This window comes from Herbaspirillum seropedicae, from assembly GCF_001040945.1.
In the GTDB taxonomy this organism is placed as follows: Bacteria; Pseudomonadota; Gammaproteobacteria; order Burkholderiales; family Burkholderiaceae_D; genus Herbaspirillum; species Herbaspirillum seropedicae.
On record NZ_CP011930.1, the window covers coordinates 4,824,021 to 4,850,315 of the forward strand.

The 26,295-nt window shown below is 64.2% G+C and carries 24 protein-coding genes; 8 read left to right on the top strand and 16 right to left on the bottom strand.

From position 1 onward, the window contains the following. Nucleotides 1–12 precede the first annotated feature (12 nt). Both ACP92_RS21055 and ACP92_RS21060 read left to right on the top strand, forming a co-directional pair. Nucleotides 13–573: a sugar transferase gene (locus ACP92_RS21055; protein ID WP_013236147.1), complete on the top strand. Its 561-nt coding sequence runs from the start codon at nucleotides 13–15 to the stop codon at nucleotides 571–573. Between the two features lie 48 nt (nucleotides 574–621). Continuing rightward, nucleotides 622–2,568 (top strand): polysaccharide biosynthesis protein, encoded by a 1,947-nt coding sequence (locus tag ACP92_RS21060; protein WP_013236148.1) that lies wholly within the window; start codon nucleotides 622–624, stop codon nucleotides 2,566–2,568. A 98-nt stretch (nucleotides 2,569–2,666) separates the two neighbouring features. On the opposite strand, the gene ACP92_RS21065 is transcribed toward ACP92_RS21060, so the two are convergent. The 3 genes from ACP92_RS21065 to mqo form a co-directional block, all read right to left on the bottom strand. After that, nucleotides 2,667–3,419 carry an OmpA/MotB family protein gene (locus ACP92_RS21065; RefSeq protein WP_041311289.1) on the bottom strand — a complete coding sequence of 251 codons (753 nt, stop codon included), beginning with the start codon at nucleotides 3,417–3,419 and terminating at the stop codon, nucleotides 2,667–2,669. Then, on the bottom strand, nucleotides 3,416–4,105 hold the full coding sequence (locus ACP92_RS21070; protein ID WP_041311292.1) for a hypothetical protein: 690 nt from the start codon (nucleotides 4,103–4,105) through the stop codon (nucleotides 3,416–3,418). Before ACP92_RS21070 ends, ACP92_RS21065 begins: the two co-directional genes overlap by 4 nt. A gap of 228 nt (nucleotides 4,106–4,333) precedes the next feature. Next, entirely contained in the window at nucleotides 4,334–5,983 is a 1,650-nt protein-coding gene (mqo, locus tag ACP92_RS21075) for a malate dehydrogenase (quinone) (RefSeq protein ID WP_013236151.1), read from the bottom strand. A 510-nt stretch (nucleotides 5,984–6,493) separates the two neighbouring features. On the opposite strand from mqo, the gene cheD reads away from it, so the two are divergent. Together cheD and ACP92_RS21085 are read left to right on the top strand one after the other, a co-directional pair. After that, a complete protein-coding gene (gene cheD / locus ACP92_RS21080) occupies nucleotides 6,494–7,105 on the top strand; it encodes a chemoreceptor glutamine deamidase CheD (RefSeq protein ID WP_013236153.1) in 612 nt (203 codons plus the stop codon). 292 nt (nucleotides 7,106–7,397) lie between these two features. Continuing rightward, nucleotides 7,398–7,877, top strand: coding sequence for an addiction module antidote protein (locus tag ACP92_RS21085; RefSeq protein WP_013236155.1), 480 nt, complete (start codon nucleotides 7,398–7,400; stop codon nucleotides 7,875–7,877). An 88-nt stretch (nucleotides 7,878–7,965) separates the two neighbouring features. On the opposite strand, the gene otnI is transcribed toward ACP92_RS21085, so the two are convergent. From otnI to ltnD, 5 genes are all read right to left on the bottom strand, one after another. Continuing rightward, complete coding sequence (gene otnI, locus ACP92_RS21090; RefSeq protein ID WP_013236156.1) at nucleotides 7,966–8,769, bottom strand: 2-oxo-tetronate isomerase; 804 nt, start codon at nucleotides 8,767–8,769, stop codon at nucleotides 7,966–7,968. 128 nt (nucleotides 8,770–8,897) lie between these two features. Next, a complete protein-coding gene (locus ACP92_RS21095) occupies nucleotides 8,898–10,211 on the bottom strand; it encodes an MFS transporter (RefSeq protein ID WP_013236157.1) in 1,314 nt (437 codons plus the stop codon). A 290-nt stretch (nucleotides 10,212–10,501) separates the two neighbouring features. Next, on the bottom strand, nucleotides 10,502–11,149 hold the full coding sequence (gene otnC / locus ACP92_RS21100; protein WP_013236158.1) for a 3-oxo-tetronate 4-phosphate decarboxylase: 648 nt from the start codon (nucleotides 11,147–11,149) through the stop codon (nucleotides 10,502–10,504). Next, nucleotides 11,146–12,432, bottom strand: a complete 1,287-nt coding sequence (gene otnK / locus ACP92_RS21105; RefSeq protein WP_013236159.1) for a 3-oxo-tetronate kinase — start codon at nucleotides 12,430–12,432, stop codon at nucleotides 11,146–11,148. The genes otnC and otnK overlap by 4 nt, the downstream gene beginning before the upstream one ends. Before the next feature lie 35 nt (nucleotides 12,433–12,467). Next, nucleotides 12,468–13,364 carry an L-threonate dehydrogenase gene (gene ltnD, locus ACP92_RS21110; RefSeq protein WP_013236160.1) on the bottom strand — a complete coding sequence of 299 codons (897 nt, stop codon included), beginning with the start codon at nucleotides 13,362–13,364 and terminating at the stop codon, nucleotides 12,468–12,470. Between ltnD and ACP92_RS24925 the strand changes: the two genes are divergently transcribed. Then, nucleotides 13,327–13,611 (top strand): hypothetical protein, encoded by a 285-nt coding sequence (locus ACP92_RS24925; protein ID WP_167578370.1) that lies wholly within the window; start codon nucleotides 13,327–13,329, stop codon nucleotides 13,609–13,611. The two genes, ltnD and ACP92_RS24925, sit on opposite strands and share 38 nt — an antisense overlap. On the opposite strand, the gene ACP92_RS21115 is transcribed toward ACP92_RS24925, so the two are convergent. Then, nucleotides 13,574–14,275 carry a FadR/GntR family transcriptional regulator gene (locus ACP92_RS21115; RefSeq protein WP_013236161.1) on the bottom strand — a complete coding sequence of 234 codons (702 nt, stop codon included), beginning with the start codon at nucleotides 14,273–14,275 and terminating at the stop codon, nucleotides 13,574–13,576. The genes ACP92_RS24925 and ACP92_RS21115 overlap by 38 nt on opposite strands. 250 nt (nucleotides 14,276–14,525) lie before the next feature. Between ACP92_RS21115 and ACP92_RS21120 the strand changes: the two genes are divergently transcribed. Continuing rightward, nucleotides 14,526–15,476, top strand: a complete 951-nt coding sequence (locus ACP92_RS21120; protein WP_013236163.1) for a 5'-nucleotidase — start codon at nucleotides 14,526–14,528, stop codon at nucleotides 15,474–15,476. A gap of 13 nt (nucleotides 15,477–15,489) precedes the next feature. Here the strand turns inward: ACP92_RS21120 and ACP92_RS21125 are convergent, their stop codons facing one another. Together ACP92_RS21125 and ACP92_RS21130 are read right to left on the bottom strand one after the other, a co-directional pair. Next, nucleotides 15,490–16,173, bottom strand: a complete 684-nt coding sequence (locus ACP92_RS21125; RefSeq protein ID WP_013236164.1) for a ceramidase domain-containing protein — start codon at nucleotides 16,171–16,173, stop codon at nucleotides 15,490–15,492. 151 nt (nucleotides 16,174–16,324) lie between these two features. Continuing rightward, nucleotides 16,325–17,530 (bottom strand): MFS transporter, encoded by a 1,206-nt coding sequence (locus ACP92_RS21130; protein ID WP_013236165.1) that lies wholly within the window; start codon nucleotides 17,528–17,530, stop codon nucleotides 16,325–16,327. 111 nt (nucleotides 17,531–17,641) lie between these two features. On the opposite strand from ACP92_RS21130, the gene ACP92_RS21135 reads away from it, so the two are divergent. Together ACP92_RS21135 and ACP92_RS21140 are read left to right on the top strand one after the other, a co-directional pair. Beyond that, nucleotides 17,642–18,538: an AraC family transcriptional regulator gene (locus tag ACP92_RS21135; protein ID WP_013236166.1), complete on the top strand. Its 897-nt coding sequence runs from the start codon at nucleotides 17,642–17,644 to the stop codon at nucleotides 18,536–18,538. Then, nucleotides 18,523–20,085, top strand: a complete 1,563-nt coding sequence (locus tag ACP92_RS21140) for a CYTH and CHAD domain-containing protein (RefSeq protein ID WP_013236167.1) — start codon at nucleotides 18,523–18,525, stop codon at nucleotides 20,083–20,085. Before ACP92_RS21135 ends, ACP92_RS21140 begins: the two co-directional genes overlap by 16 nt. A 49-nt stretch (nucleotides 20,086–20,134) precedes the next feature. On the opposite strand, the gene pelG is transcribed toward ACP92_RS21140, so the two are convergent. Genes pelG through ACP92_RS21165 form a run of 5 tightly spaced genes read right to left on the bottom strand, consistent with a single transcriptional unit; the run spans nucleotide 20,135 to nucleotide 26,287 of the window. Next, complete coding sequence (gene pelG / locus ACP92_RS21145) at nucleotides 20,135–21,505, bottom strand: exopolysaccharide Pel transporter PelG (RefSeq protein WP_013236168.1); 1,371 nt, start codon at nucleotides 21,503–21,505, stop codon at nucleotides 20,135–20,137. 18 nt (nucleotides 21,506–21,523) lie between these two features. Continuing rightward, entirely contained in the window at nucleotides 21,524–23,155 is a 1,632-nt protein-coding gene (gene pelF / locus ACP92_RS21150) for a GT4 family glycosyltransferase PelF (RefSeq protein WP_013236169.1), read from the bottom strand. Further along, entirely contained in the window at nucleotides 23,152–24,192 is a 1,041-nt protein-coding gene (locus ACP92_RS21155) for a tetratricopeptide repeat protein (protein WP_013236170.1), read from the bottom strand. The genes pelF and ACP92_RS21155 overlap by 4 nt, the downstream gene beginning before the upstream one ends. After that, entirely contained in the window at nucleotides 24,182–25,657 is a 1,476-nt protein-coding gene (locus ACP92_RS21160; protein ID WP_013236171.1) for a PelD GGDEF domain-containing protein, read from the bottom strand. Before ACP92_RS21160 ends, ACP92_RS21155 begins: the two co-directional genes overlap by 11 nt. 24 nt (nucleotides 25,658–25,681) lie before the next feature. Next, on the bottom strand, nucleotides 25,682–26,287 hold the full coding sequence (locus ACP92_RS21165; RefSeq protein WP_013236172.1) for a hypothetical protein: 606 nt from the start codon (nucleotides 26,285–26,287) through the stop codon (nucleotides 25,682–25,684). Nucleotides 26,288–26,295: the final 8 nt, after the last annotated feature.

The window sequence follows — 26,295 nt, forward strand, 5'->3', positions numbered from 1 at the left end:
GGGGATTCAGAGATGAAACGTCTGTTCGACTTTGCAGTGGCCCTGGTTGCCTCGGTATTGCTTGCCATTCCCATTGTCATGGTGATGTTGGCTGTGCGCCTGACCTCCCCAGGTCCGGCGCTCTACTGGAGTGAGCGCGTCGGGCGCCACAACCGCATATTCAAGATGCCGAAATTCCGTAGTATGCGCATTGATACGCCGGCTGTGGCGACCCACCTGCTTGAGGATCCAGCGCAATGGCTGACACCGATTGGATCATTCCTGCGCAAGTCAAGCCTGGATGAGCTGCCCCAATTGTGGAGCATCCTCCGCGGCGACATGAGCCTGGTCGGTCCTCGTCCAGCATTATTTAATCAAGACGATCTGATCACGTTGAGAACCAGCCAAGGTGTGCACGAGCTGGTTCCAGGACTGACTGGCTGGGCGCAGATCAATGGCCGCGATGAGTTGCCCATCCCAGATAAAGTGCGGCTCGATGCCGAATATCTTCAGCGACGGTCGTTTCTGTTCGACCTGAAGATTCTCTGGATGACAGCCTTGAAAGTATTGGCACGGCACGGTGTGTCACATTAAAAATAAATCGACAACTTCGACGGCTCAGGACTCTGTGAACAGCACGCCATGAAACAACCTCTCTTCAAACTGGCCATACCCATACTGGCATTGCCCCGGGCCACAAAGCGCTTGGTCGCCGTATCAGTAGATATGGGCCTGTGTGTATTGACCGTCTGGCTGGCCTACTACCTCCGCCTGGGCGAATTCGTGGCGTTGTCAGGCACTGCCCTGTGGGCAGCCGGCGCCTCGGTCATGCTGGCCTTGCCCATCTTCATCGTCTCCGGGCTGTACCGCGCCATCTTTCGCTACAGCGGCTGGCCAGCCCTGCTGGCAGTGGCGCGGGCGGTGGGCATCTACGGTCTGCTGTATGCCTCCATCTTCACCTCCATCAGCGTGCCGGGTGTGCCGCGCACGGTGGGCATCATCCAGCCTATCCTGCTGTTGCTGTTCGTGGGTGCATCGCGTGCCCTGGCGCGCGTATGGCTGGGTGACCAGTACCTGAGCATCCTCAAGCAAGCCAGCCGCCCCAAGGTACTCATCTACGGCGCCGGCAGCACCGGACGCCAGCTGGTCGCCGCCATGGCCAGCAGCCATGAGATGCAGGTGGTCGGCTTCCTCGATGATGACGACAGGCTGCACGGCCATGTCCTCAATGGACAGCCCATCTACAACCCCGCCGACCTGTCCAGCCTGGCCTCCACCCTGAGCATCAGTAACGTACTGCTGGCCATGCCCAGCCTGAGCCGCAAGCGCCGCAATGAAATCCTGGCGCAGATCCGCACCGCCCGGGTGGCCGTACGCACGCTGCCCAGCGTGACCGATCTGGCCCAGGGACGCGTGAACGTCTCCGATCTGCGCGAGCTGGATATCGATGACCTGCTCGGCCGCGAACCCGTCATGCCCAACCACATCCTGCTGGCCATGAACGTACGCAGCAAGGTGGTCATGGTCACCGGTGCAGGCGGCTCCATCGGCAGTGAACTGTGCCGCCAGATCCTGGCGGTCGGTCCGAGCAAGCTGCTGCTGATCGAGCAGAGCGAGTTCGCGCTCTACGCCATCCACCAGCAGCTCGAAGAAAAACTGGCCGACCGTGACATCGTGCTGGTCCCCCTGCTGGCGTCGGTGCAGGACAGCGAACGCATCCGCGAGATCATGTCGACCTGGCATCCGGATACCGTCTATCATGCTGCGGCCTACAAGCACGTGCCGCTGGTGGAGCACAACCCGGCCGAAGGCATCAAGAACAATGTCCTCGGTACGCTGCGCACGGCCCAGGCTGCCACCGAGAATGGCGTGGCCGACTTCGTGCTCATCAGCACCGACAAGGCGGTGCGCCCCACCAATATCATGGGCGCCAGCAAGCGCCTGGCCGAGATGGTGCTGCAGGCCATCGCGGCCACCAGCCCTGGCACCAAGTTCAGCATGGTGCGCTTCGGCAATGTGCTGGGCTCTTCCGGCTCGGTGGTGCCCAAGTTCCGGCAGCAGATCCGGGATGGCGGTCCGATCACGCTGACCCACGCCGACATCACCCGCTACTTCATGACCATTCCCGAGGCTTCGCAGTTGGTGATCCAGGCCGGTGCGATGGCCAAGGGTGGCGACGTCTTTGTCCTGGACATGGGCCAGGCAGTCAGGATCATGGACCTGGCGCGGCGCATGATCGAGCTGTCCGGCCTGACGGTCAAGGATGAGCTCAATCCGGAAGGCGATATCGCCATCGAGATCACCGGATTGCGCCCGGGTGAAAAACTGTATGAAGAACTGCTGATCGGCGACAACCCCAAGCCTACCTCGCACTCGCGGATCATGAAGGCGCACGAGGAGTTCATCCCCTGGGCCGAGCTGGAAGCCAGGCTCAGTGCGCTGGAAATGGCGCTCAATGTGAATGACGTAGGAGTCATCCGCCTGATGATGGAAAAGCTGGTCACCGGCTATACGCCCTCCGACGAAATCGTCGACTGGGTCTACCTGGAACAGGAAGCAGAAGCACAAGCGCTGGGCCTGGCCAGTTGAATCGGCAACATCTGCGGCAGTCACGAAAACGCCAACCCTCGGGTTGGCGTTTTTTTTGGGTGTTTCATTGGCGATGAAGATCGCCGGACACCCCAGCGCTAGGGTTTCTGCGCACCACTGACAAACCTCACCTCCACCCGCCGGTTGCGCTCGTCACTGGCCGCCAGCCCCGGCAAGGGCTGCGAATCGCCATAGCCGGCCACGATCACGCGGCGCGCCGCCTCCGGGCTGCTGCGCCCCACCAGCAGCAGACGCGCCTGACGGGCGCGGGCAGCGGATAAGGTGATGTTGTCGTCGTAGACCGTGCAGAAGGCGCGTACGTCCGTGACCGGAGCCTTGACGGGCTTGTCGTCAGTGTGACCTTCGACGTAGATGCGACCAGCCGGGTTCTGTTGCAGATACTCGGCAATGCGCTCCTCGACCTGGGCAAAGGCGGCCTTGGCCTCGGATTCGACACAGGCGCTGCCGCGCCGGAACGCGCCTTCCTTCAACGTGATCTTGCCGGCCTCGGTATCCACCGCCACCAGACTGGCAGCCCCCTGTTGCGCAAACACCGTCTGCACCTGGCGCAACACCACTGTCAGGCCCGGCCCCTGTGTGCTCTCCTGCGGCGCTGATGCAGCCGGGGCCGGCGCGCGCGCAGCTGCGGGCGCGACCGCAGCCGGTGCCAGCGGCGGCGGCTGCGACGGTACCGGGGCAGCTGCGGCAGCCTGGGGCCGCGCCTGGACTGCGCCCGCTTGCGCAGCAGCCGGACCACCTGCCCGGGCGACCACCAGCAACACCGTCAGCACGGCCGCTACAGCGGCCATCAGGTTGGCCACGACTACCCATTCGCCCTGCGTGTCCTTCATCGCGCGACCTGCCGCTGCAAGGCATCCACCAGCTCTGCATGGCGCACGTGGGCGCGTTGCGCCTCGGCCTGTTGCGCCGCCAGCAGGGCCTGGCCGTTGTGACTGATGGCCTCGATCAGGCGCTGCTGCTGCGCCTGCTCCTGCTGCACCTGGCGCTGCACCGCCTGCGCGGCCAAGGCGCCCAAGGCGGCGGCGCTCCAGGCCAGCCTGGCCTGCTCATGCGCGCTGGCCGCCCACCAGAGCCTGAGGATCAGATAACTGAGAATGCCCCAGGCGGCAATGCGGAACTTGGCCCCCAGCGTGTCGAGCACGGCGGCCAGCGCCGTCGGCGCCTGGGCGCCATCGAGTGCGCCGGAAGCTTCGCCCAGCGCCAGCCCCAGGCCGATGAAGGTCCCCAGCAGGCCGGCCATGAGCAACAGCCCAGGCACCAGCCGCGCCCAGCGTTCGGGGCCGGTGGCCACGATCTGGCTCAGTTGCTCGGGCGTGATCGATGAGGGCAGGCTTTGCGGGTCCGCGCTCAGGGCGGCCCATCGCTGTTGCCACTGCGCCGGTGTCGCTGCGCGGCGCACGAGCCAGGGCATGAGGATCAGCGCCAGCACGAACAGCAGCGCAAACACCAGTTGCAGCCCGCCCTCTCCTGCGGCTTGCCATTGCGGCAGCAGGAAACCCAGTACCGATCTATCCATGACGTGCTCCCGCCTCCATTCCGATCTGCAACATCTCATCCCCTTTGTCAGCACCTGCGCCTTGCGCGCTGGCGAAGGATGAAGATTATCAGAAAGACCACAGCATCGGCCCCGGCAGAAAGGCCTGTCGGCATCAAAATGCGAAAACATCAAAAAAAACGCCAGGCGCGAGACCTGGCGTTTTGATCGCTTGCAAGCCACTTGTGGCTTGCTGCGTGGGGCTGCTGCTTACAGCGCCATATCGGCTGATGCGTTGGCCTTGGGCTTTTCCATGCTGCCCTTGGCGGCGTCCTTGCCGGTCGCCTTGGGTGCGATCACCGGCGGCGGGGCCAGTTGCAGCACTTCGCTGGTATAGGCCCATTCCTTGGCGACCTGGTCAGGATGGTCATTGAGCTTGGTGCCATAGCTGGGAACGATCTGGCGCACCTTCTGCTGCCATTCGGGTGTGGCCAGCTTGTCCTTGAAGACCTTCTGCAGCACCGACAGCATGATGGGCGCAGCCGTCGACGCGCCCGGCGAGGCACCCAGCAGGCCAGCCATGCTGCCATCGGCGGAGGCAACGATCTCGGTGCCCAGCTTCAGCACGCCACCCTTGACGTCGTCACGCTTGATGATCTGCACGCGCTGGCCGGCTTGCCACAGGCGCCAGTCTTCCTTCTTGGCATTGGGGAAGTATTCCTTCAGGGCCGCGAAGCGCTCGTCGTCGGACAGCATCAGCTGGCCGGCAAGGTATTCCACCAGCGGGTATTCATCGATACCGACGCGGGCCATCGGCCAGACGTTATGGGTGGTGGTGGCCGAGAACAGGTCCCACAGCGAGCCTTGCTTGAGGAACTTGGTCGAGAAGGTCGCGAAGGGGCCGAACAGGATCACGCGCTTGCCGTCCAGCACGCGGGTGTCGAGGTGCGGCACCGACATCGGCGGCGCGCCCACGGAGGCCTTGCCATAGGCCTTGGCCAGGTGGCGCTCGGCGATGGCGGGGTTGTCGGTGATCAGGAAGGAACCGCCGACCGGGAAGGCCGCGTAGTCGCGCGCCTCGGGGATGCCGGACTTCTGCAGCAGCTTGAGGGCGCCGCCGCCCGCGCCGATGAAGACGAACTTGGCGTCGGTCTCGGTGGTGCTGCCATCCTTGAGGTTCTTGTAGCCGATGCGCCAGGTGCCGTCAGCGTTGCGGGTGATGTCGCGCACTTCGCTGGAGAGCTTGAGCGCGAAGTTGGGACGAGCTTGCAGGTAGGCGGCGAACTGGCGGGTGATCTCGCCGAAGTTGACGTCGGTGCCCAGCGGGGTCCAGGTGGCGGCCAGCTTCTGCTGTGGGTCGCGGCCTTCCATCATCAGCGGCACCCACTTCTTGATCTGCTCGTGGTCTTCCGAATACTGCATGCCGGCGAACAGCGGGCTGGCCTGCAGGGCTTGGTAGCGCTTCTTCAGGTAGGTGACGTTGTCATCGCCCCAGATGAAGCTCATGTGCGGGGTGGTGTTGATGAAGGAACGCGGGTTCTTCAGCACGCCGCTCTTGACCTGCCACGACCAGAACTGGCGCGAGATCTGGAAGGCTTCGTTGATCTCGATGGCCTTGGCGATCTGGATCTTGCCATCCTTGTCTTCGGGGGTGTAGTTCAACTCGGCCAGGGCGGAGTGGCCGGTGCCGGCGTTGTTCCAGCCATTGGAGCTTTCTTCGGCCACGCCATCGAGGCGTTCGATCATTTCCATCGACCAGCCCGGTTCCAGCTCATTGAGCCAGACGGCCAGGGTGGTGCTCATGATGCCGCCGCCGACCAGCAGCACGTCGACCTTCTTGACGTCGGCCGCCTGCGAGGCTGGCGCGGTGGCCAGCGCAACTACGAATCCCAGCAAGGCCAGGAAGGTTTTTTTCAACATTGTCTAATCCGTTTGTGATGGAGAGAGGGCTGCCTCCCCTGCATCAGCGGGGAGTCGGACAACCGGTGCGAGACGCATCGGACCACGCCTGCTGGTGGAGAGCAGGCGCGAGACGAGACGCCGCGTGCCTTGCCTGCGCGCAACACGCGCCGCAAGGACGACCGGGCGTGGCCGCGCGGGGCCACGGCGCACGGGCCAGGTCGTTTGCCTGGGCCATGCCTGCCGGATTCAACTGCCTGTCCGATACCTGTCTCCGGCATTTGGGGAATGCCTGTACAAATCGTCTCCGTCAGAGCGGACCGGGATCGGGTCATGTCGAGGGGGCGCAGCGTACCATGCGAGGATATCGGTGACGATTGCGGATATCCCTCATTCACGCCCGCCGGCGCGCCTGTTTCCGGCTAGGGAATTCCCCGATAGCCACAAAGCGATGGCGGGCTGACAATGCCCCTGGACATAACAATCACCGTCTCTCACAGGGACGCAGACCAGAACCGTCAGGGGCGCACCATGCAGACCGTTGTCAACAAGCCGGAAAACTTCGCATCCTACGTCTATCACGACCGGGCCTTCGACTGCGCGACCGCCAAGATCCTGCCAGGCGAGTATTTCTATACCGGCGAGGACATGATGATCGTCACCGTGCTGGGCTCCTGTGTCTCGGCCTGCCTGCGCGACCGCGTCAGCGGCGTAGGCGGGATGAACCACTTCATGCTGCCCGACGGCGGCGGCGAGGCCGACAGTCCGGTATCGGCATCGATGCGCTATGGCACCTATGCGATGGAAGTGCTGATCAACGACGTCCTGAAGGCCGGCGCACGACGCGAGAACCTGGAATGCAAGGTCTTTGGCGGCGGCGCGGTGCTGCGCGGCATGAATGCAATGAACGTGGGCGAGCGCAACGCCGCCTTCGTGAGGAGTTTCCTCTCGGCAGAGAAGATCCGTGTGGTGGCCGAAGACCTCAATGACATCTGGCCGCGCAAGGTGCACTTCTTCCCGCGCACCGGCAAGGTGCTGGTCAAGAAGATCAAGGAGGCCGGCGCCGACCTGACCAGCCGTGAGCGTGAATATGCTTCCAGGCTGCAGGCCAAGCCGGTGGGTGGGGAGATTGATCTGTTCTGAGCTTGCCTGACGCGCTCTACCACGGCAAGCACTCCCTCTTTGCATCTTCGTCATCCGACGATGTTGGGCTTCGGAAATCAGCTCACCCATAACCATCCGTATCTAACTAGATACAATGGCGAGAGATATCGGGCCGGGATATCGGGTCTACTTCGCACGCGAAGGAGGAACCACTTATCTCTTGCTTTGCGGCGGAAACAAATCTACCCAGGCACGTGACATCAAGATGGCCAGAGAACTCTGGCAGCAACTCAAGAGACCATCCCTTTGAATGGAAATTTAGGGAGCCACCATGACAGCCCGAAAATTCAGCACCAAGGATCTGCAGGTTTCGGCATTTGATCCTGTGACGTATCTGGACAGTGACGAAGCGATAGCCGCCTATCTGGAAATAGCCCTTGCCGAAAACGATCCGGTCTTTCTGATGGCCGCCCTCAATGATGTCATCCGCGCACGCGGCGTCGCCGACATCGCCAGCAAGGCAGGATTGGGCCGCGAGAGTCTGTACAAGACCTTGAAGCCGGGCGCACACCCCCGGTTGAGCACCGTCTTGCAACTGCTGGGAGCGCTTGATATCCGGCTGAGCATCACTCCTGCAAAGTCTGCACGTACGGCAAAAAAAACTGCATCGAAAAAGTCTGCCGCCACGAAGAGGGCAAGGATGACTTCCACGCCCGGCCGTCCCGTCCAGGCCAAGATGGCGCCGAAACCGCCTGTAACGACCAAACGGACGACCAAGACCGCAGCGACGCGCAGTCGGCTCCCGGGCTGATCATCTGCGCATAAAAAATGCCACCCGGCTCTACACCGGGTGGCATTGTCATGCGTCCGCCTGCGCCCGCTTGAGCGCGGCATGGCCTTCACTTCTTCAGCGTCGTCAAACCCTGCTCCGCCAGCGCCCTCAACCACCCCAGCCCAGCCGAGGTGGCGCCGGCCGGGTTGTACTCGCAACCAATCCATCCCTGGTAACCCAGGGTATCGATCAGCTTCAACAGATACGGATAGTTCAGCTCACCCACGTCCGGCTCATGGCGCTCGGGCACACCGGCGATCTGGATGTGACCGATGCCGGGCATGTCGCGCTTGAGCTTCACGGCCACGTCGCCTTCGACGATCTGGCAGTGGTAGCAATCGAATTGCACCTTCAGGTTGGGCGCACCCACTTCGGCGCAGATGGCTTGCGCATCATCCTGGCGATTGAGGAAGAAGCCGGGAATGTTGCGCGTGTTGATCGGCTCGATCACCACGGTCAGGCCAGCGGACTCGGCCTGGTGGGCGGCATAGGACAGGTTGTCCAGATAGACCGCGCGATGCTGGGCGCGATCCTGGCCCGGCTTGATCAGGCCGGCCATCACGTGCAGGGTCTGGTTGCCGATCACTGCGGCGTACTTCAGCGCGGTCTCGATGCTGCGCTTGAATTCGTCCTGGCGACCCGGCAGCGATGCGATACCGCGCTCACCGGCGGCCCAGTCGCCCGGGGGCGCGTTGAACAGCGCCTGGGTCAGGCCGTTGGCCTCCAGGCGCGACTTGATCTCTTCAGGCGCGTAGTCATAGGGGAACAGGAACTCGACGCCGGAGAAGCCATCCTTGGCGGCGGCGGCGAAGCGGTCCAGGAAATCGTGTTCCACATACATCATGCTCAGGTTAGCGGCAAAACGCAGCATCGGGTTCTCCTTGGTAACGAGGGGACCAGTGTAGCGCGAACCCGCTCGGGCGCGTCCACACCGGCCGTGGTGCAGAAAACGTCAAAGCCCGCAGGCACAGGCATGCGGGCTTTGGACGGGACATCGACTTACTTGTTGACCATGCCAGGCTTGGTCGCCAGCGTGGCAATGGAACCCACCACCAGCATCACCGCCAGCATGTACATGCCGGTGGCGTTATTGTGGGTCAGGTCCTTGAGGTAGCCAATCAGGTAGGGACTGACGAAGCCGGCCAGGTTGCCCACCGAGTTGATGGCGGCAATACCGACGGCAGCAGCCGCACCCGAGAGGAAGGCGGTGGGCAGCGACCAGAACAGTGGTGCGCAGGTCAGCACGCCAGCGGCAGCCAGCGACAGCGAGGCGATCGAGACTGCGGTATTGTCGGCAAACAGCGCCGCACCGACGAAGCCCACGCCGCCCATCAGGGCCGGGATCACCAGGTGCCAGCGGCGCTCACGCATGCGGTCGGCGCTGCGGCCGATCAGGTTCATGGCGATGATGGCGCAGCCGAACGGGATGGCCGACAGCAGACCGATTTCCAGATTGCCCTTCACGCCGGTGGCCTTGACCAGGGTCGGCATCCACAGCGTCAGACCGTACTGCCCCATGACGAAGGAGAAGTAGATCAGGCACATCAGCCAGACACGCGCATCCTTCACGATGGCGCCAAAGCCGTGCTTGCTTTCCTTGCCCTTGGCGTCGCCGTCGATGTCGGCTTGCAGGCTGGCCTTTTCTTCGTCATTGAGCCACTTGGCGCTCTTGACGTCGTTGTCCAGGTACAGGACCGTCGCCACGCCGATCAGCACGGCCGGAATGGCTTCGATCAGGAACATCCATTGCCAGCCTTCCAGACCGCCGTTCTGGTGGAAGGCGTCCATGATCCAGCCCGACAGCGGGTTGCCCAGGATGCCGGCGACCGGAATACCGGACATGAAGACCGCGATCACCTTGGCGCGGCGGTGCGAGGGGAACCAGTAGGTCAGGTAGAGGATGATGCCGGGATAGAAACCGGCCTCGGCCAGGCCCAGCAGGAAACGCAGGATGTAGAACTGGGTGGCGTTCTGGACGAACATGAAGGCCGCCGAGAGGATGCCCCAGGTGATCATGATGCGGGCGATCCAGATGCGCGCGCCGACCTTGTGCATCAGGATGTTGCTGGGCACTTCGAAGAGGAAGTAGCCGATGAAGAACAGGCCCGCACCCAGACCGAAGACGGTCTCGGAAAAGCCCAGGTCCTGCGACATCTGCAGCTTGGCGAAGCCGACGTTGACGCGATCCAGGTAAGCGATCACGTAGCACAGCATCAGGAAGGGCATGATGCGCCAGAAGACTTTCTTGTACAGCCCGTCCTTGGATTTGTCGTTGACGTCGAGGCCGACGCCGGTAGTGCTTGCGGTGGTCATGGTGTTACATCTCCCTAAGAGTGGCGCGGCTGTTGGTACAGCCACTGGTTGCTTGGCGCCCGTGGTCTGACGGGCAATTTGTGGATTCAATCGCAGCGTCCGCGCCTTTTCCTGGAAGAGGCGAACGCAGGGCATTGACGGGCCGGTCTGCTGCCGGCTTGGGTGCCGCCTGCGCCCACCACCTTCCGTTGGGCGCAAGCGGGGCATGGCGGTCTGTATGCGACCGCCATGACGCGTTGTTGCTGGGGCTTGCTAGGGTTGCTGAAGCTGCCTGGTTGGCGCCGTTGCTGCTACCAGCGCGCCTTGAAGGTGGCGCGCAAGTCCTCCAGCGCGGGCTCTTCCAGCGGCGTGGCGCGACCACCGGCGAGGTGCCAGAGCTTGGCGGTTTCTTCCAGCTCTTCCAATGCAAAGGCGGCCTTGGAGACCGAGCTTTCCCACACCACCGGGCCGAGCCGCTCCAGCAGCACGCCGCGCACCTGGGTGGCGATCTTGGCTACCTGCTCGGCCACTTCCGGTGCGCCCGGGCGGGCATAGCGGATCAGCGGGATGTGGCCGACCTTCATCACGTAATAGGGCGTAATTGGCGGTAACACGTCCTGCTCGCTGTAGACGCCATTGATGGTCAACGACACCAGATGCGTAGAGTGCGTATGCACCACCGCATGCATCTCGGGATTGTTGTCGTAGATGGCGCGATGCAGGACCAGGGTCTTGGAGGGCTTGTCGCCCGAGACCCATTCACCTGCCGCATTGACCTTGGCGATGGCGGCCGGATCGAGGAAACCGAGGCAGGCGTCCGTCGGCGTGATCAGCCAGCCATCCTCCAGGCGGGCGCTGATGTTGCCCGCCGATCCGACCGTGTAGCCGCGCTGGTAGAGCGAGGCGCCGATGCGGCAGATCTCTTCGCGCAATGCGCTTTCGTTGGTGTTGCGGCTCATGCGGTCTTCCCGTCAAGATAGCGCAGCGCCTTCTCGAAGAAGTCCACGCTGCCGAAGTTGCCCGACTTCAGCGCCAGGGCCACCGGCTGGTCATCCAGGGTGGCGGTTGCCGGCACGCCCGGATCGATCTGCGGGCCGATGCGCAGGGCGCGCACCTCCAGGGCCTGCACCACCGCGCCGGAGGTCTCGCCACCAGCCACCACGAACTGGCGTACACCGCGTTGCCTGAGACCGGCGGCAATCGACGCCAGGGCCTGTTCGACCAGATGGCCGGCCTTGGCCACGCCCAGTTCCTTTTGCACCGCCTTGACTTCATCGGGGGTGGCGGTGGCGTAGATCAGCACCGGTTCGTTCTTGATGCGTTCATCGGCAAAGGCCAGTGCCTGCGCCACCACGTCTTCGCCACGGGCCAGCGCCAGCGGGTCGATGCGGAAGGCAGGACGCTTGGCCTTCCACTCGGCCACCTGGGCATTGGTGGCCTTGGAGGCCGAACCGGCCAGCACCACCGAGAGGCCATCGACCTTAGGCAGTTGCGCGGCTTCACCCACGGCCGTGAGCAGGCCGGCGCGGCGGAAGTTCTCCGGCAGACCCAGGGCCACGCCGGAACCGCCGGTGATGAGTTTCAACTCGGCGCAGGCTTCGCCCAGGGTGAACAGGTCCTTGTCGGAGACGGCGTCGGCGATGGCCATCTTCACCCCTTCGCTACGCAGCGCAGTGAAGCGCTCTTGCGTGGCGGCAGCGCCGCGCGCCACGGTGTCATAGCGCACCAGGCCGACCTTGGACTCGGTCTGGCGTTGCAGCACACGCACCAGGTTGGCGTCGGTCATGGGCGTGAGCGGATGGTTTTCCATGCCCGATTCGTTCAACAGCGCATCGGCCACGAACAGGTAGCCGCGATAGATCGTGCGGCCATTTTCCGGGAAGGCCGGGCAGGCAATGGTGAAGTCCACGCCCAGTTCCTTCATCAGCGCATCGGTGACCGGACCGATGTTGCCGGCGTCGGTGGAGTCGAAGGTGGAGCAGTACTTGAAGAAGAACTGCGTGCAGCCCTGCTGTTGCAACCAGCGCAGCGCGGCCAGCGATTGCGCGATGGCCTCGGCAGCCGGGACGGTGCGCGACTTCAACGCAATCACCAAGGCGTCGGCAGCCACGGCAGGCATCTCGGCGGGCACGCCGATGGTCTGCACGGTGCGCATGCCGCCGCGCACCAGCATATTGGCCAGGTCGGTGGCGCCGGTGAAGTCGTCGGCGATACAGCCGAGCAAGGGACGGGATGTGGACATGGAAACTCCTCGATTCAGATGCAGGGACGACGCTGTTACTTTGCCTTGGCCGGCGGCAGGTCGATGCCGGGGAAGATCTTGATGACGGCCGAATCATCCTCGCCGCCATGACCGGCGGTGGACGCCATCATGAACATCTGATGGGCAGCCGCCGACAGCGGCAGCGGGAACTTGCTGCGGCGGGCGGTATCGAGCACCAGGCCCAGGTCCTTGACGAAGATGTCCACGGCCGACAGCGGGGTGTAGTCGCCGCTGAGGATGTGCGGCACGCGGTTCTCGAACATCCAGGAGTTGCCGGCGCTGTGGGTGATGACTTCGTAGAGCGCATCCGGATTGACGCCTTCGCGCAGGCCCAGGGCCATGGCTTCGGCGGAAGCGGCGATGTGCACACCGGCCAGCAGCTGGTTGATGATCTTGACCTTGGAGCCGATGCCGTGCGTATCGCCCAGGCGGTAGACCTTGCCGGCCATGCCGGCCAGCACGTCTTCGATCTTGGCGTAGACCTCGGCGGGGCCGGAAGTCATCATGGTCATCTCGCCGGAAGCGGCGCGGGCGGCGCCACCGGAGACCGGGGCATCCAGCAGCAGCAGACCCTTCTCGACCAGGCGCTTGCCCAGTTCGATGGCGAAGTCCGGCGCCACGGTGGCGCTGGAGATGACGACGCTGCCCGGCTTCATCGCAGACACCGCACCGTTGTCACCGAAGAGCACCGTCTCGGTCTGGGCGGCGTTGACCACCAGGGTGATCACCACATCGACCTTGCCAGCCAGTTCGGCCGGATTGGCGCAGGCCACGCCACCGGCGGCGGCGAACTTGTCCAGGACTTCCTTGCGCACGTCGCAGGCATGCACGTTGAAGCCGGCACGCAACAGCGAGCTGGCCACGCCATAACCCATGGCACCCAAACCGATCACACCTACATTCCTGGACATAATTGCCTCCGCATTGATGGCGCCGCTGCCCGATGGTGATGGCAGGACCTTGCGCCGGGTTGATGATGCAACGCCGGCAGGGGCCGGCGTCGGAATTTCAAGTTACGTAAATCGCTTAAATCTTCTAAATTTTCCAAATCTTCAAAATCTGAAAAATCATTTATATCATTTAGATCATTTACTGCCGTTCAATCCTGGGCCGATCCTGTTCAGAATTGCCCCTGGCTCAAACGCCGCGCTGCATTGAACATGTGCGTCTGGGCTGCATTGCGCGCCGCCATCTCATCGCCGGCGCGGATGGCCTCGACGATGGCCTCATGTTCTTCACGGACCTGGCGCGAGAAATCCTCATAGCGCGCTTCATTGCCGCGCGTCACCGCCGTGGCCGCTTCCAGATACTGGGAAAGAAACTCCAGCGTCTTGATGAAGTAGGGATTGCGCGTAGCCTGGGCCAATGCGCGGTGGAAGGCCACATCGGCCGCCACCCCATCCCCGCCTGCCGCGACATCCACACCGATCTGCGCCAGCGCCGCCTCGATGGCCTGCAGGTCTTCAGCGCTGCGACGCTTGGCCGCCTGCGCCGCGACTTCGGCTTCGATGGCGCGACGCAGCTCGACGATCTGCAACACGGCCTCGGGTGAACTGACCTCGGTGTAATCGATGCGCAAAGGCTTGATGCCTGCCTGCTCGGTCACGAACACACCGCTGCCCTGGCGCGGTTCGACCACGCCTTCATGCTTCAGTCGGGCGATGGCTTCGCGCACTACCGTGCGGCTCACTCCGAATTGCTGGGCCAGCACCGCTTCGGTGGGAAGCTTGCTGCCTCGGGGGAAAGCACCGGCATCGATGTTCTCCAGCAATTGCCTGGCTACAGTGTCGCTGAGCGCCTGTGCGGGGATCTTCTGAAACATGCTGTCTCGCGGTCGTTATCGTAAAGTTATCCGGTCATCATACAAATTTATTTTGAGGCCGGCAATCCGATTTTTTGTCTTTACGCGGAGTAACAGCCTCATTTGATAAAAATTGGAAGCAGATGAATGCATTTGGAGTGATATATCGTCTGATTCGCTGCAGACATCAAGAATGCGAATATCTGCGGCAAGGCTGCGCCAGCGTGCCGGGGGCTCTACAATCATGGCTTTCCTGCCATGGATGTGCCGCATGCCCTACGATCTCTCCGACAAGCTGGTCATCGGGATTTCTTCCCGCGCCCTGTTCGACCTCGAAGTCGAGAACGCCATCTACGACCAGCAAGGCGTGGACGCGTATGCGCAATACCAGCGCGACCACGAGAACGATCCGCTGCAGCCCGGCACGGCCTTTCCGCTGGTCAAGGCGCTGCTGCAGCTCAATGAGCTGATTGCGGATCGCCGCCTGGTGGAAGTGGTGGTGATCTCGCGCAACACGCCCGACACCGGGCTGCGCGCCTTCAACGCCATTGCCGCCCACAAGCTCGACATCAGCCGCGCCGCCTTCACCGGTGGCGGGCCCACCGCGCCCTATCTGCAAGCCTTCAAGATCGACCTGTTCCTCTCCCGCGATACCGGCGACGTGCAGGAAGCCATCGACGCCGGCGTGGCCGCTGCGCAGCTGTACGCCGCCCCGCTGGACTACAGCGCGCCGGACAAGCAGATCCGCATCGCCTTCGACGGCGACGCCGTGCTGTTCTCGGCGGAGTCCGAGCGCATCTTTGCGGAGAAGGGACTGGAAGCGTTTGCCCGCCACGAACAGCGGCACCGCAAGAAGGCCATGAAGGAAGGCCCGTTCGCCAAGCTGCTGCTGGCCTTGTCGGCGATCCAGAAACAGTTTCCGCCGGCGCAATGTCCGGTGCGCATTGCCATCGTCACGGCGCGCAACAGCCCGGCGCACCAGCGTGTGATCCATACCTTGCGGACCTGGAATGTGACCGTCGATGAGGCCTTCTTCCTGGGTGGTCTGAACAAGGCCGAAGTGCTGCAGGCCTTTGGCGCGCACATGTTCTTCGATGACCAGGAAGGTCATGTGCAGAAGGCGGCCGTGGTGGTGCCGTCGGGGCGGGTGCCTTACAAGGGCGGCACGCTCGAAGGCGCGCGCGTGGCGCGCGTGCGGGCCGGCAAGTCCGGCACGCCATGATGCGACATGGGCGTCATCCTTTCTCGCCGCCGGACTGCTGCAATGGCTGCAGATTCACGATGAACGCCCGTGTGGTGAGATAGAGCACGATGCTGTTGGAGAGATGCCAGAACATGTGGGTGCCGATACTGACGTAGTGGCACACCGCCATATCCGCCGAGCGGAACGCCAGCGAAAGCGTGAACACGCCCAAGGCCAGCAACAATGTCATCGGCTCATGCTTGTCTGGGCGCCAGTGATACACCCCAAGGCCGGCGATGAACAGCCAGGCCGAACCATAGGACGACAGCGAACCATTGAGCCATTGATCAGGCAGCGCCCCGATCCCGTACGAGGTCGCAAAGAAGGCCAGGAGCCACGCCGCCACCACCGGCAAGGACAGCCGCGCCACCTGGCGCAGATAGAACGCCAGGAACAGCACCTGATAGAGGGAAATCGGAATGACATCGGCCAGCAATGCCCAGCGCACGGCCACGGTATGAAAGAGGAAACTGCCGATGCCGATCACGGCGATCATCAGCGCCAGAATCCCGGCCGTCGAGGAAGTCCGCATTCCCCGCGACTTCAGCAGACGCCACGCGCAATAGGCCGCGACAATGAATCCCAGGTTCGACAAGGCATTGACGGGCTCAGCCCAGAACGCGGGGCTGAGCCGTTCGCAGTAGAGATCCACCGGGGCGAACAGCGAGTCATTCATGATGGGCGGTCAAGGTGTGGTCAAGGGTGGCGGAAAGCCTCCCATGATCCGACAGCCCGGCTTTTTTTACCAGCACTGCCGCGCCCCTCGACTGCGCGAGCTACGCCTGTTCAGCGAAGATGGCTGCGCACCATGAATCACCTCACTTTCGTCACTTGGCCGACGCCCCGATCACCCGCCCCGGCCGCCCGGCCAGCCATCCCAGCCATCCCATCAGCACCGCCCCGCCGGCGCACAAGGCCAGCACCGGCGTCCATCCCCCATTGGCGTCATGCAAGCGACCCATCACGATGGGCCCGGTAGCGGCCAGCAGATATCCCACGCTCTGCGCCATGGCCGACAGCGCTGCGGCCTGCGGTGGCGTCGACACGCGCGTGCCGACGAAGGCCAGACCCAGGATCAGCACCGCGCCGGTGCCGAAGCCAAACAGCGGCACCCACACGAGGGATGCCTGCGGCCAGGCGATCAGGCCGACCAGGCTCAGCACGGTGGCGGCCGACATGCTGACCGCGACCGGTCGGTGATCGCGGATGCGCGGGCCCAGCGGCACCAGCAGCAGGCCCGGCAAGGCCGAGGCCAATTGCATCAAGCCATGCAGGTTGCCGGCCTGCACGGCGCTATAGCCATTGGCGGCGAGGATGGAAGGCAGCCAGGCCGTGACCACGTAGTACACCAGGGAATTGGTCCCGAGGAAGAAGGTCACCTGCCAGGCCAGCGGCTGCCGCCATATCGACGCTGCCCGCGCAGGGACGTTGGCCGGACGGGTATCACGCTGCAACTGCGGCAACCAGGCCAGCATCGCCACCAGCGGCAGGGCGATAAAGGCCGCCAACGCCCAGGCCCAGCCCAGGCGGGTCGCCAGGGGCACGGCGCAGACCGACCCCAGGGCTGACACGCTGTTCATGGTCAGGGCGTAAATGGCCGTCATGCGGGTGAGGTCGTCGGCAAAGTCGCGCTTGAGCAGGCTGGGCAACAGCACATTGCCGCCGGCGATACCGCAGCCGATGATGCAGGTCCCTGCCAGCAAGCCCGCCACCGTGCCGGACGAACGCAACAGGATGCCGGCACCGATCAACAGCAGGGCCAGCAGCAGGGTGCGCTCCAGCCCCAGGCTGCGGGCCGTGCGCGCGGCCAGCGGCGAGACCAGCGCGAAGCACAGCAGCGGCAAGGTCAGCATCAGTCCGGCCGCGCCGGCCGACAATGCAAAGGTCTGTTGCAGCACGCCCATCACCGGGCCCACCGCGGTGACCGGGGCGCGCAGGTTGGCGGCAATGAGCAGGATGCCGGCGATCAGCCAGAGGCTGCGAGGGACAGGGCTGACCCCATGGGGATGGGTGGCGGGCGTGGGAAGCGTCATCTGGGCGGAGTTTGATCTGGGACGATAAGCCCCCAGCTTAGCCAGTCGCGGCCTGCGCGTATTTGGCTACAATGCCAGGATATTGCTAAAAACGGTCAACCCGGACCCTCTATGGCCACTCTCTACGCCAGCCTGGTCGAACACGATCCGGACCGCCTCGACGCCGCGGTCACGGCCTTGCGCGTCCACACCAGCCAGGACGAGCGCGAAACGCCCTTGCACAGCCATCGCAAGGGCCAGCTGGTGGTGGCCTTGCGCGGCGCGGTCACCTGCGAGACGGCGCAAGGCATGTGGATCGTGCCACCGCAGTCGGCGGTGTGGATTCCGCCGGGGGTGCCGCACAGCAACCGCGTCACGCTGGATGGCCAGTTGTGCTTCCTCTTCATCGCCCCACAGGCGGCCAGCATGCCGGAGCAGTGCTGCACCCTGGCGCTGTCGCCCCTGCTGGTGCAGATGATCTGCCACCTGGCCGAGCAGCGCCAGGACTACGCCCCGCACGAACGCACCGCGCGGCTGGCGGCGGTGCTGGTGGAGGAACTGGAACACAGCCAGCGCCACGCCCTGCCCTTGCACCTGCCGGCGCCGCAGCATTCGCGCCTGCGCGCCATCGCGCGCCACCTGGCCGAGCATCCGGCTGATCGCAGAACGGTGGCGCAATGGGGGCAGCGTCACGCGATGAGCGAACGCAGCTTTGCACGCTTCGTGCAGGCCGAGACCGGTATGAGCTTCGGCCGTTGGCGGCGTCAGATCCACCTGATGCTGGCATTGCAGCGGCTGGCCTCGGGCAGCTCGGTGCAACGCGTCTCGCAAGACCTGGGCTATGACTCGGTGAGCGCCTTCATCACCATGTTCAGGAAGACCCTGGGCAAGCCGCCCGCGCGCTATATGGCGCAACGGCAGGCACAACGGCAGGCGCCCCCTGCGGTTCCTCCCCCCTCCGTGCCGCCTGCCCACGCAGCGGCGCCCTACTTCCAACCGACACGGCAAGCCTCATGGAAACCGAACTGAAACTGCTGATCGCCCCGGCCCACACCCAGGCCTTCATCCGCCATCCACTGATCAAGCGCTATGCGCTGGCCGCACCGCGCATCAAGGACCAGATCGGCACCTACTTCGACACGCCCGACCTGCTCCTGCGCGGTAACGATGCCGGCCTGCGCGTGCGCCGCACCGGCAAGGAATACATCCAGACCCTCAAGGCCGGCGGCGGTGTCAGCGGCGGCCTGCACCAGCGCCATGAATGGGAGTCGCTGGTGGAAGGCGAACAGCCTGACCTGGCGGTACTGCGCGAACTGGTCGACAGTGACGCGCCCTGGGCCAGGAAGGTGTTTTCCAGACAGACCGCCGCCCGCCTCACGCCCATCTTCAGCACCCGCATCCAGCGCATGGTGTGGGACCTGAAGCTGGACGATGGCGCCGAAGTGGAGTGCGTGCTGGACCGGGGAACGGTGGAGCACGGCGCCTTGCAGACGGAGGTCTGCGAGATCGAGCTGGAACTCAAGAGTGGCGAGGCCACCTCGCTGTTGGGCTTCGCCTTGCGGCTGCTGCAGGACCTGCCCCTGCGCATCGGCATCCAGAGCAAGGCCCAGCGCGGTTACACGCTGTTCCATCAGGCGCGCCAAGGCGACGCGGCAGCAAGCTCCTCGGCCACGCGCGCCCAGCCCCTGCAACTGACCCGCAAGATGCCGCTGGAGCAAGCCTTCCTGGCCGTCATCGGCAACTGCGTTGCGCAGATCCAGGCCAACGATATCGCCGACCAGGACAGCGGCGACATCGAGCGTCTACACCAGATGCGCGTGGGTCTGCGCCGTTTGCGTTCGGCCTTCACCCTGTTTGGTCAGGTGATCACCCTGCCCGCTGCGCTGGAGAGCGAATTCGAGTGGATCGCCGAAGCCATCGGCACTGCCCGCGACTGGGATGTGCTGGCCACAGAGACCTTGCCGCTGCTGGAAATGCCCACGGCGGCCGGCGTCGATCTGGACGCGGTGCGCAAGGCCGCCCTGATCCAGGCTGGCAAGGAACATGCGCTGGCGGTGCATGCAGTAGCATCACCGCGCTATACCGTGCTGGTGCTGCAATTCAATCGCTGGCTGCTGCAGCGCGGATGGCGCGAAAATCAAGGCCAGGAGCAGGACCAGGCCGCCCCGTCAGCGCTGGCGCAGCCACTGGCGCGCTTTGCCCGCCAGATGCTGCAACGGGACCAGAAACGCCTGAGCAAGCGCGGCGCGCATCTGGAAGAGAGTGACCGCGCCCGCCATCGCACCCGCATCGCCGCCAAGAAGATGCGCTACGACGTCGAGTTCTTCCAGGCCCTCTATGGAGAGAAGAACAGCCGCGCCTACCTCAAGGCGCTGGCCCGCCTGCAAGACCATCTGGGCCAGCAGAACGACCTGGTGGTGGCCGATGCGCTGCTGCAGCAACTCCAGCAAGGACAGACGCGACAAGCCCCCAGCATCGCCTGGGTGCGCGGCTTCCTGGCGGGCCAGACGCGCGATGGCCATGCGCACACGCGGCGCCTGTGGAAGAAGTGGCAGTCGCAGGAACTGCCCCGATAAGAAAGGGCAAGGCTGGACAAGGCAGGAGCAGGCCGCTGCGCGGCGGCGCTCACTGCAGCATGAAGGTCTCGTATTCCAGCAATTCCAGCTTGCGCGAGAGCAGCACGCAGCCCGCCAGCACCACCACGAACACCGCCAGCGCAAAACCGAAACCGTAGAAGGTCGGCCCCAGTTGCAGCGAGATGGCGGTGAAGGCGACGTTGAGCACCACGAAGGCCGTACACAGGCCCAGCACGATGCGGCGCTTGTCCAGGTAGAAGAACACATTGAGCACGCCCAGCAGCACCACCTGCAGGCTGGCGGCGATGACGTCGATGTACAGCAGCGGCAGGTATAGCGTGGAAATACCCAGCCACTTGAGCAGGGACTCCCCCGCCACCATCACCACCAGGGTGGCGATGGCCTGGATCTTGATGATCTCGAACAGGCCCAGGCGCACCGTTTCCACCATGCCGTTGCGATGCTTCTCGATGGTTTCCAGCGAGGCGCCGCTGCGCACCGCTTCGTAGAAGGCGTCATAGTCTTCGACGAAGTCGGTCTCCATGCGCAAGAGGAAGATCGCCATCCCCGGAATGATCGAAAGGTAGGCCAGGAACACCGGCAAGTCATAGATCACCGAAGCGCGCAGCGGACCGATGATGGCCTGGCTGGTCTCGGCGGTGTACCAGAACATGGCCTTGTCGATCCAGATCGCCAGGTTGTACAGCAGGCCAATGGCCATGAGCGAAGGATAGAGCTTGCGCCGGTCGAAGAATTCGTAGGAGATGAACCGGTCCGAGGGGAAATTGCGCAGGATCAGCGCCATCATCGCCATGAGCAGCACCGCCTGCCCGATCACGAATCCCCCCATCAAGCCTTCCAGCCCCAGCGGACGCAACAGCAGCGCCGCTGCCACGGTGATGGTATAGCCCAGCGCATAGATCCAGAAGATGGCCTGGTATTGCTTCATCCCCGAGAGGAAGATGGTGGCAATCCAGATATTGCACATGATGATGAAGGCCGCCAGCAGCAACAACCGGTACAGGGCGCTCTGGTGCGGGAACAGGAAGGCCACCGCCGCCAGCCCGAGCACGCCGCCGACCACCGTCACGGTCAGCGAGACGGCATGGAAGTTGGGCAGGATGGCATGGTTGTCCTTGACGAACAGACGGTCGGCGGCGAAGCGGGTCAGCGCCAGCTGGAACACGCCAGTGAAGATCAGCGACAGCGAAATCACATAGGTGATGCTGACCTGGAACTGCACGATCACGTTCTTGGGCGTGATCACCGTATAGCTCAGCATGCCGATGACCAGAATGCCGACGATGGACATGATCCAGGGGCCGGAGCTGATCAGCGCCGCATAGGAATAGGCCTGCATCAACGAGAGCAGGCTGTCGCGCTTCAATATCTTGCGCAGTTCGAAACCGATACCGGCCATGTTCTTCCTTGTCAGTGCTCAGTGCTGCACCGGGCAACGCAGCGCAGTGGCAGCAGCACCCGTGGCCGCCGCGCCCTGCTCTGCCAGTGCATTGTCATACAGTTCGCGGTAGGCGCCGAACATCATCTCCTGGGTGTAGTAGCGCTCCACCCGGGCGATGCCGGCGGCCTGCGCGGCATACCAGCGCTGCGGATCGGTCAGCAGCTTCAGGGCCGCCTGCGCCAGCGCCTGCGGTTCGGCGATGCCCACCACGTCGCCCGCCGCGCCCAGCGCCTGGTCTTCTTCGGACAGGCCGTAGATCAACTGGCGGCATGAACCGACATCGGTGGCCACACCCGGCACGCCCGCGGCAAATCCCTCCAGCAGCACCAGCGGCAACGCCTCGCTGATGCTGGAGAGCACGACCAGGCCGATCTTGGGCATCAACTCATCGATCTTCTGGTAGCCCAGGAACTTGACCTTGTCGAGCAGGCCCAGCCCCTCGGCGATGGCGTGGCATTCTGCGGCGTAGGAAGGATCTTCATCCTCGGGGCCGGCGATCCATGCTTCGGCTTCGGGATATTGATTGACCACCGTGCGCATGGCGCGGATGAAGGTCTTCACATCCTTGATCGGCACCACCCGACCCAGCAGGCAAAGGACCGGCGGAATCTTCTCGCTGCGCTGCGCGCGCAGCGCCGACAGGCGCGGCAGGTCGATGCCATTGGGGATATTGCGGGTGCGCTCCGGCGGCGCGCCGTCGATGACCTGGCGCAGGCGGTTGGTCTCGTAGAGCGCCACGATCTGGTTAGAGGCCTGATAGCACATCCGTCCCAGGGCCTCGAAGAAGCGTATCCACATTTCGCGGAAGTAGGGAATCTGCGAGGCGTCCTTTTCAAAGACATTGCGGTTGTCGCGAATCCACTCGCTCTGGAACAGGTCGATCTTGCGTTCCTTGGTGTAGATGCCGTGCTCGGAGAGGATCAGCGGACGGCCCGTCTGCATCTTCATGAGACTCCCCAGGAAGCCCGCATAACCGGTCGAGACGGTGTGATAGCAGCGTGCCGGAATCAGCTGGCGCGCCACCCGCGCCAGCGTCCAGACTGGCTGGTGCATGATGCGCACGGTCCAGAAATAATCGACGAAGGAGGGATCGGTGCAGAAGGTGCGGTATTGCGCGGTCAGGTAGTCCCATGACTGCTTGCTGAACAGGAAGGCGTCCTGGTCCAGCTTGCCGCCGTCGGCCATCATCGGGATCAGCTCGGCCAGTTGGGCCGCCAGCGCCGAATGCGAAGTACTGTCGCTGCGATCATAGGCGCGCAACATGCCGTGCAGCTGGTCCATCATGGCGAAGGCCTGGGCGTCGCCGCGCGAGCGCACGACCTGCGTGGCGGACAGGTTCTCGTGGATGTAGTGGGTTTCCAGATGCACCACATTGTCCGGCAACGCATACTTGGGCGCGCCATAGTCCTGGCGCCGGCTGCCGATGAAGCACAGGCCAAAGCGGAGATGCGGGAAACCGCGGATGATCTGGTTGACCCAGCTGGAGACACCGCCGCTGACATAGGGAAACGTGCCCTCCAGCAGCAGCATGACATCGCAGGAGTCGGCGCGGCGCTGGTAGCGATCGGCATCGGCCGGGGCCGGGGAAGAAAAAGTGACTGGGCTCATGAACGGGCTCGCGGCAAGGAGTCGGACCGGTTGGCAATGGTGCGCCGGCCATGCCGCCAATAGCGGTGCAGTTGCGGCTGCGAAGAGACACTGGGGTCGTACTGCATCTCGATGAAGAGCTTGCGCACCTGGTCGTAGTCATGTTCCAGGAAACTGAGCTCGGCCAGGTAGGGCAGCAGGCGCACGCGCGAGAAGCCATGCTCGTGGGCCTGCCGCAAGGCCTCGGCGGCGCCGGGTGCATTGCCGCTCATCAGCTCCAGCCGCACCAGCATGAACCAAAGGCCAGGCTGCCCTTCATCGATGGCCAGGGCGGCGCGCGCGTGCTCGCGCATCTGCGTGCAGGCATACTGCAGCAGGTCGCCCTGCACCAGATTCTGGTAGATCAGTTCCTGATACAGCTCGGCCACTTGCTGGTGCAGCACGGCCAGGGTCTCGGGATCGGAGACGGTCTTGAGATGGTGGCGGATATCGACGATGCGCTGGGTGATCTTCTTTTCCTTGCTGTCCAGGATGCCATAGGCCAGCAGGCGCACGTCATCGGCCGGGTCGGCCAGCAGGTTGCGCAGCGAGGCGCCGCTGGCGCGCGTGGGCGTGCTCTGGATGGCCACCAGGGCATTGAGGCGCTTGTCCAGGGGCGTGGCCACATTGCCCAGCTGGGCGCGCACACGATTGCCGGAAAAGCCGCTGCCCTCGCGCCGGCGCACCGTCACGAAGGCGGGGGCTTGGGCCGTGTCGAAGTAATCCTCGGTCTGGTCCTTGGGCCAGAACATGGCCACCAGCAAGGCCGAGAGCATGCACAGCGCACCGCCCACCGGAATGAAGAAATTGAAGCAGAACAGATAGCCCAGCAAGCCCGCGCGCGGCCGCTGGTAGCGCTGCGGCGCCACCAGCGCGATGGCCAGCGCGAACAGGGCCGAAGAAGCCATATGCAGCAGCAGATAGCCGCCCAGCACGGCCAGGCCGTTGCCGCCATTGAGCAGCAAGGCAATGGAGGCGACCTCGAAGCTCAGGCCGGCAAGGGAGAATTTAAGCAGCACAGCGTTCCACCAGGTTGGGCAGCAATCGCGACGGCTCGTCGCCGCCGATGGCTGCGGTATGGATGGCCGCATAGTTGGCCAGCGACTTGGCGCCGAACTGCGCCTGCGAGGCCGCCTCCACCCGCATCAGGTAGCCGTCCACGGCGGCCGCGCCGGCCAGCGGCAAGAGCGTCATCAACACATTGCGCCCCCCGGCCTTGTAGGTCCAGACCACATCGGCGGCACGCTTGAGGCGACGGATCTGGTCGAACATGTCGCGCGAGATTTCGTCGTCGCCAAACACCAGCGCCACCAGGGACGAATCGATGTCGGTGCTGCGCTTCAAGCGATGCAGACGCACCACGTCCACCGCCAGCTCCGGCGGGCAGGTCGGCAGTTGCTGCAGGATGGAACGGGCGGTGCCGCCGACCTCGATGCCGTCGGCGTAGTAGTCGATGAGCACCGACATGAGCTGCAGCGTATCTTCGTTGAGCGCCACGAACGGCAACTGTTCCACCACCAGCAAGCCGAACAGGCGGCCATCGAAATTGAGCAGCGGTGCGCACACCAGATAGCGGCTCTGGTTGCGCAGGTTCTGGTTCAGGCTCTCGGTCTGGATATGCCCGAGCTTGCGCTGCGCCAGGCAGTAGCGCACCAGTGCATCGTCGGCGGCCAGTTCGCTGACCTTGCCTACGCTGGCGGCCGGCTCAGGGGTGATGTGACCGGCGGCGTCACACACATAGACCGCTGCCGAGGCGACCTGGCAGCTTTGCGCCAGGATCTGCAGGAAGGCGTCTGGCGCGGGCATGCGCGACGGGTCCAGCAGGATCTGCGTGAGCGTGAGCGCGCGCATGCGGTCCAGCGACTCGCGCAGGGTCAGCGGCTTGGACAGCAGATCCTGCTCCAGCCGCTCATGCGACAGGCGCAGCAGGAAGTGGTTCTTGGTGAGCATGGTCAGGCGCTCATCCAGGTAGGCATTGATGGCGCGCAAGCGCCGGCTGCGGGCGTTCCAGACTTCGGCAAACTGGCCGCACAGCAGGGTCAGCACCAGCCCGCCCAGGAAATAGGACTGCGGGAAGGCCTGGGCGGCGGCCGCCACGGCGTCGGCTTCGCTGGCCTGGTGGCCATGCACCAGCAGATACCAGCCCGCCATCATGGTCGCCACCGCCACCACCCCGAGGGTGCTGCCGTAGCGCATGGCCAGGATGGCCGGCACCAGCCACAGCCAGGGAAACTGGGCACGAATGCCCATGGGGTCCTCGGGCGCCACCCAATGGGCGAACAGCAGCGCGGCCAGCACCAGCGCTACGGTCTCGATGATGCGCAAGACAGCCTTGCGCGGAGAGCCGCTATCGGTATCGAAGCGCGTGAAAAAGCGCGACCAGAATTTCTGCCGCTTCTGGCCGGCCGTCAGGGCGGTGCTCATGCCAGCGGCCCAGGGGCGCTGGGGCCCGGCGCCGCGGCCCTGCCTTGGAGTATCGCTCACGTCATCATCCTCATCGCTGGCCCATCAGGCCCCGCCGTTGAAGGTCGCGGGCGCACCGGTCGCCGGGACGGCAGGCGTGGTATCGGAGATCGTAGCACTCAGCGGCGCCAGCAGCGTGCGCGCCAGCTTCTGCGCAACCGCCGAGAGCGCCTCGCGGCTCCAGCCGCTCTTGGCGCCAGCGGCGGCCCACACCACCTTGCCGGTGGCCACTTCGATCAATTGCAAGGTCATGCCCACGGCCGGCTCGCCATCGATGCCGACCTTGTAGCGCCATTCATCGACGCTGCCGCTCAGGGCATAGGCGATGTTTTCGCTGCGCGCCCATTGCAGGGCGGCGTCGAGCTGCTTGCGGTCCATCGGCTCGAACAGGGTTTCATTGTTCAGCGAGGCCGGATAGTGCTGCAGCTCGGTCATGCCGTTGGTGCGCAGGATGGTTTCGGCAATCGCCTCGGCGCGCAGGCCGGCCTGCGGCGTCTCGGTATGATTGGCGAAGGGCAGCAGGCCCCAGCGCGCATTGGCCGGCAGCGTGGGAGCGTTGCCGATGTCGGTGGTGGAGCAGGCGGCCAGGCCCAGGGCCAGGAGGGCAGCCGCGCCCAGGCGCAGCAGGCAGGAGAAGGTCAGTTTTTTCATCTTGGTCA

Excerpts from the sequence above, each read along its gene's own strand:
- mqo (WP_013236151.1), bottom strand. The coding sequence starts at position 5,983 with ATGTTGAAAAAAACCTTCCTGGCCTTGCTGGGATTCGTAGTTGCGCTG.
- ACP92_RS21095 (WP_013236157.1), bottom strand. The coding sequence starts at position 10,211 with ATGACCACCGCAAGCACTACCGGCGTCGGCCTCGACGTCAACGACAAA.
- ACP92_RS21070 (WP_041311292.1), bottom strand. The coding sequence starts at position 4,105 with ATGGATAGATCGGTACTGGGTTTCCTGCTGCCGCAATGGCAAGCCGCA.
- ACP92_RS21085 (WP_013236155.1), top strand. The coding sequence starts at position 7,398 with ATGACAGCCCGAAAATTCAGCACCAAGGATCTGCAGGTTTCGGCATTT.
- pelF (WP_013236169.1), bottom strand. The coding sequence starts at position 23,155 with ATGAGCCCAGTCACTTTTTCTTCCCCGGCCCCGGCCGATGCCGATCGC.
- ACP92_RS21125 (WP_013236164.1), bottom strand. The coding sequence starts at position 16,173 with ATGAATGACTCGCTGTTCGCCCCGGTGGATCTCTACTGCGAACGGCTC.
- ACP92_RS21115 (WP_013236161.1), bottom strand. The coding sequence starts at position 14,275 with ATGTTTCAGAAGATCCCCGCACAGGCGCTCAGCGACACTGTAGCCAGG.
- ACP92_RS21120 (WP_013236163.1), top strand. The coding sequence starts at position 14,526 with ATGCCCTACGATCTCTCCGACAAGCTGGTCATCGGGATTTCTTCCCGC.
- ACP92_RS21060 (WP_013236148.1), top strand. The coding sequence starts at position 622 with ATGAAACAACCTCTCTTCAAACTGGCCATACCCATACTGGCATTGCCC.
- ACP92_RS21135 (WP_013236166.1), top strand. The coding sequence starts at position 17,642 with ATGGCCACTCTCTACGCCAGCCTGGTCGAACACGATCCGGACCGCCTC.
- otnI (WP_013236156.1), bottom strand. The coding sequence starts at position 8,769 with ATGCTGCGTTTTGCCGCTAACCTGAGCATGATGTATGTGGAACACGAT.
- ACP92_RS21165 (WP_013236172.1), bottom strand. The coding sequence starts at position 26,287 with ATGAAAAAACTGACCTTCTCCTGCCTGCTGCGCCTGGGCGCGGCTGCC.
- ACP92_RS21140 (WP_013236167.1), top strand. The coding sequence starts at position 18,523 with ATGGAAACCGAACTGAAACTGCTGATCGCCCCGGCCCACACCCAGGCC.
- pelG (WP_013236168.1), bottom strand. The coding sequence starts at position 21,505 with ATGGCCGGTATCGGTTTCGAACTGCGCAAGATATTGAAGCGCGACAGC.
- ACP92_RS24925 (WP_167578370.1), top strand. The coding sequence starts at position 13,327 with ATGGCACCCAAACCGATCACACCTACATTCCTGGACATAATTGCCTCC.
- otnC (WP_013236158.1), bottom strand. The coding sequence starts at position 11,149 with ATGAGCCGCAACACCAACGAAAGCGCATTGCGCGAAGAGATCTGCCGC.
- cheD (WP_013236153.1), top strand. The coding sequence starts at position 6,494 with ATGCAGACCGTTGTCAACAAGCCGGAAAACTTCGCATCCTACGTCTAT.
- ACP92_RS21065 (WP_041311289.1), bottom strand. The coding sequence starts at position 3,419 with ATGAAGGACACGCAGGGCGAATGGGTAGTCGTGGCCAACCTGATGGCC.
- otnK (WP_013236159.1), bottom strand. The coding sequence starts at position 12,432 with ATGTCCACATCCCGTCCCTTGCTCGGCTGTATCGCCGACGACTTCACC.
- ACP92_RS21130 (WP_013236165.1), bottom strand. The coding sequence starts at position 17,530 with ATGACGCTTCCCACGCCCGCCACCCATCCCCATGGGGTCAGCCCTGTC.
- ACP92_RS21055 (WP_013236147.1), top strand. The coding sequence starts at position 13 with ATGAAACGTCTGTTCGACTTTGCAGTGGCCCTGGTTGCCTCGGTATTG.
- ltnD (WP_013236160.1), bottom strand. The coding sequence starts at position 13,364 with ATGTCCAGGAATGTAGGTGTGATCGGTTTGGGTGCCATGGGTTATGGC.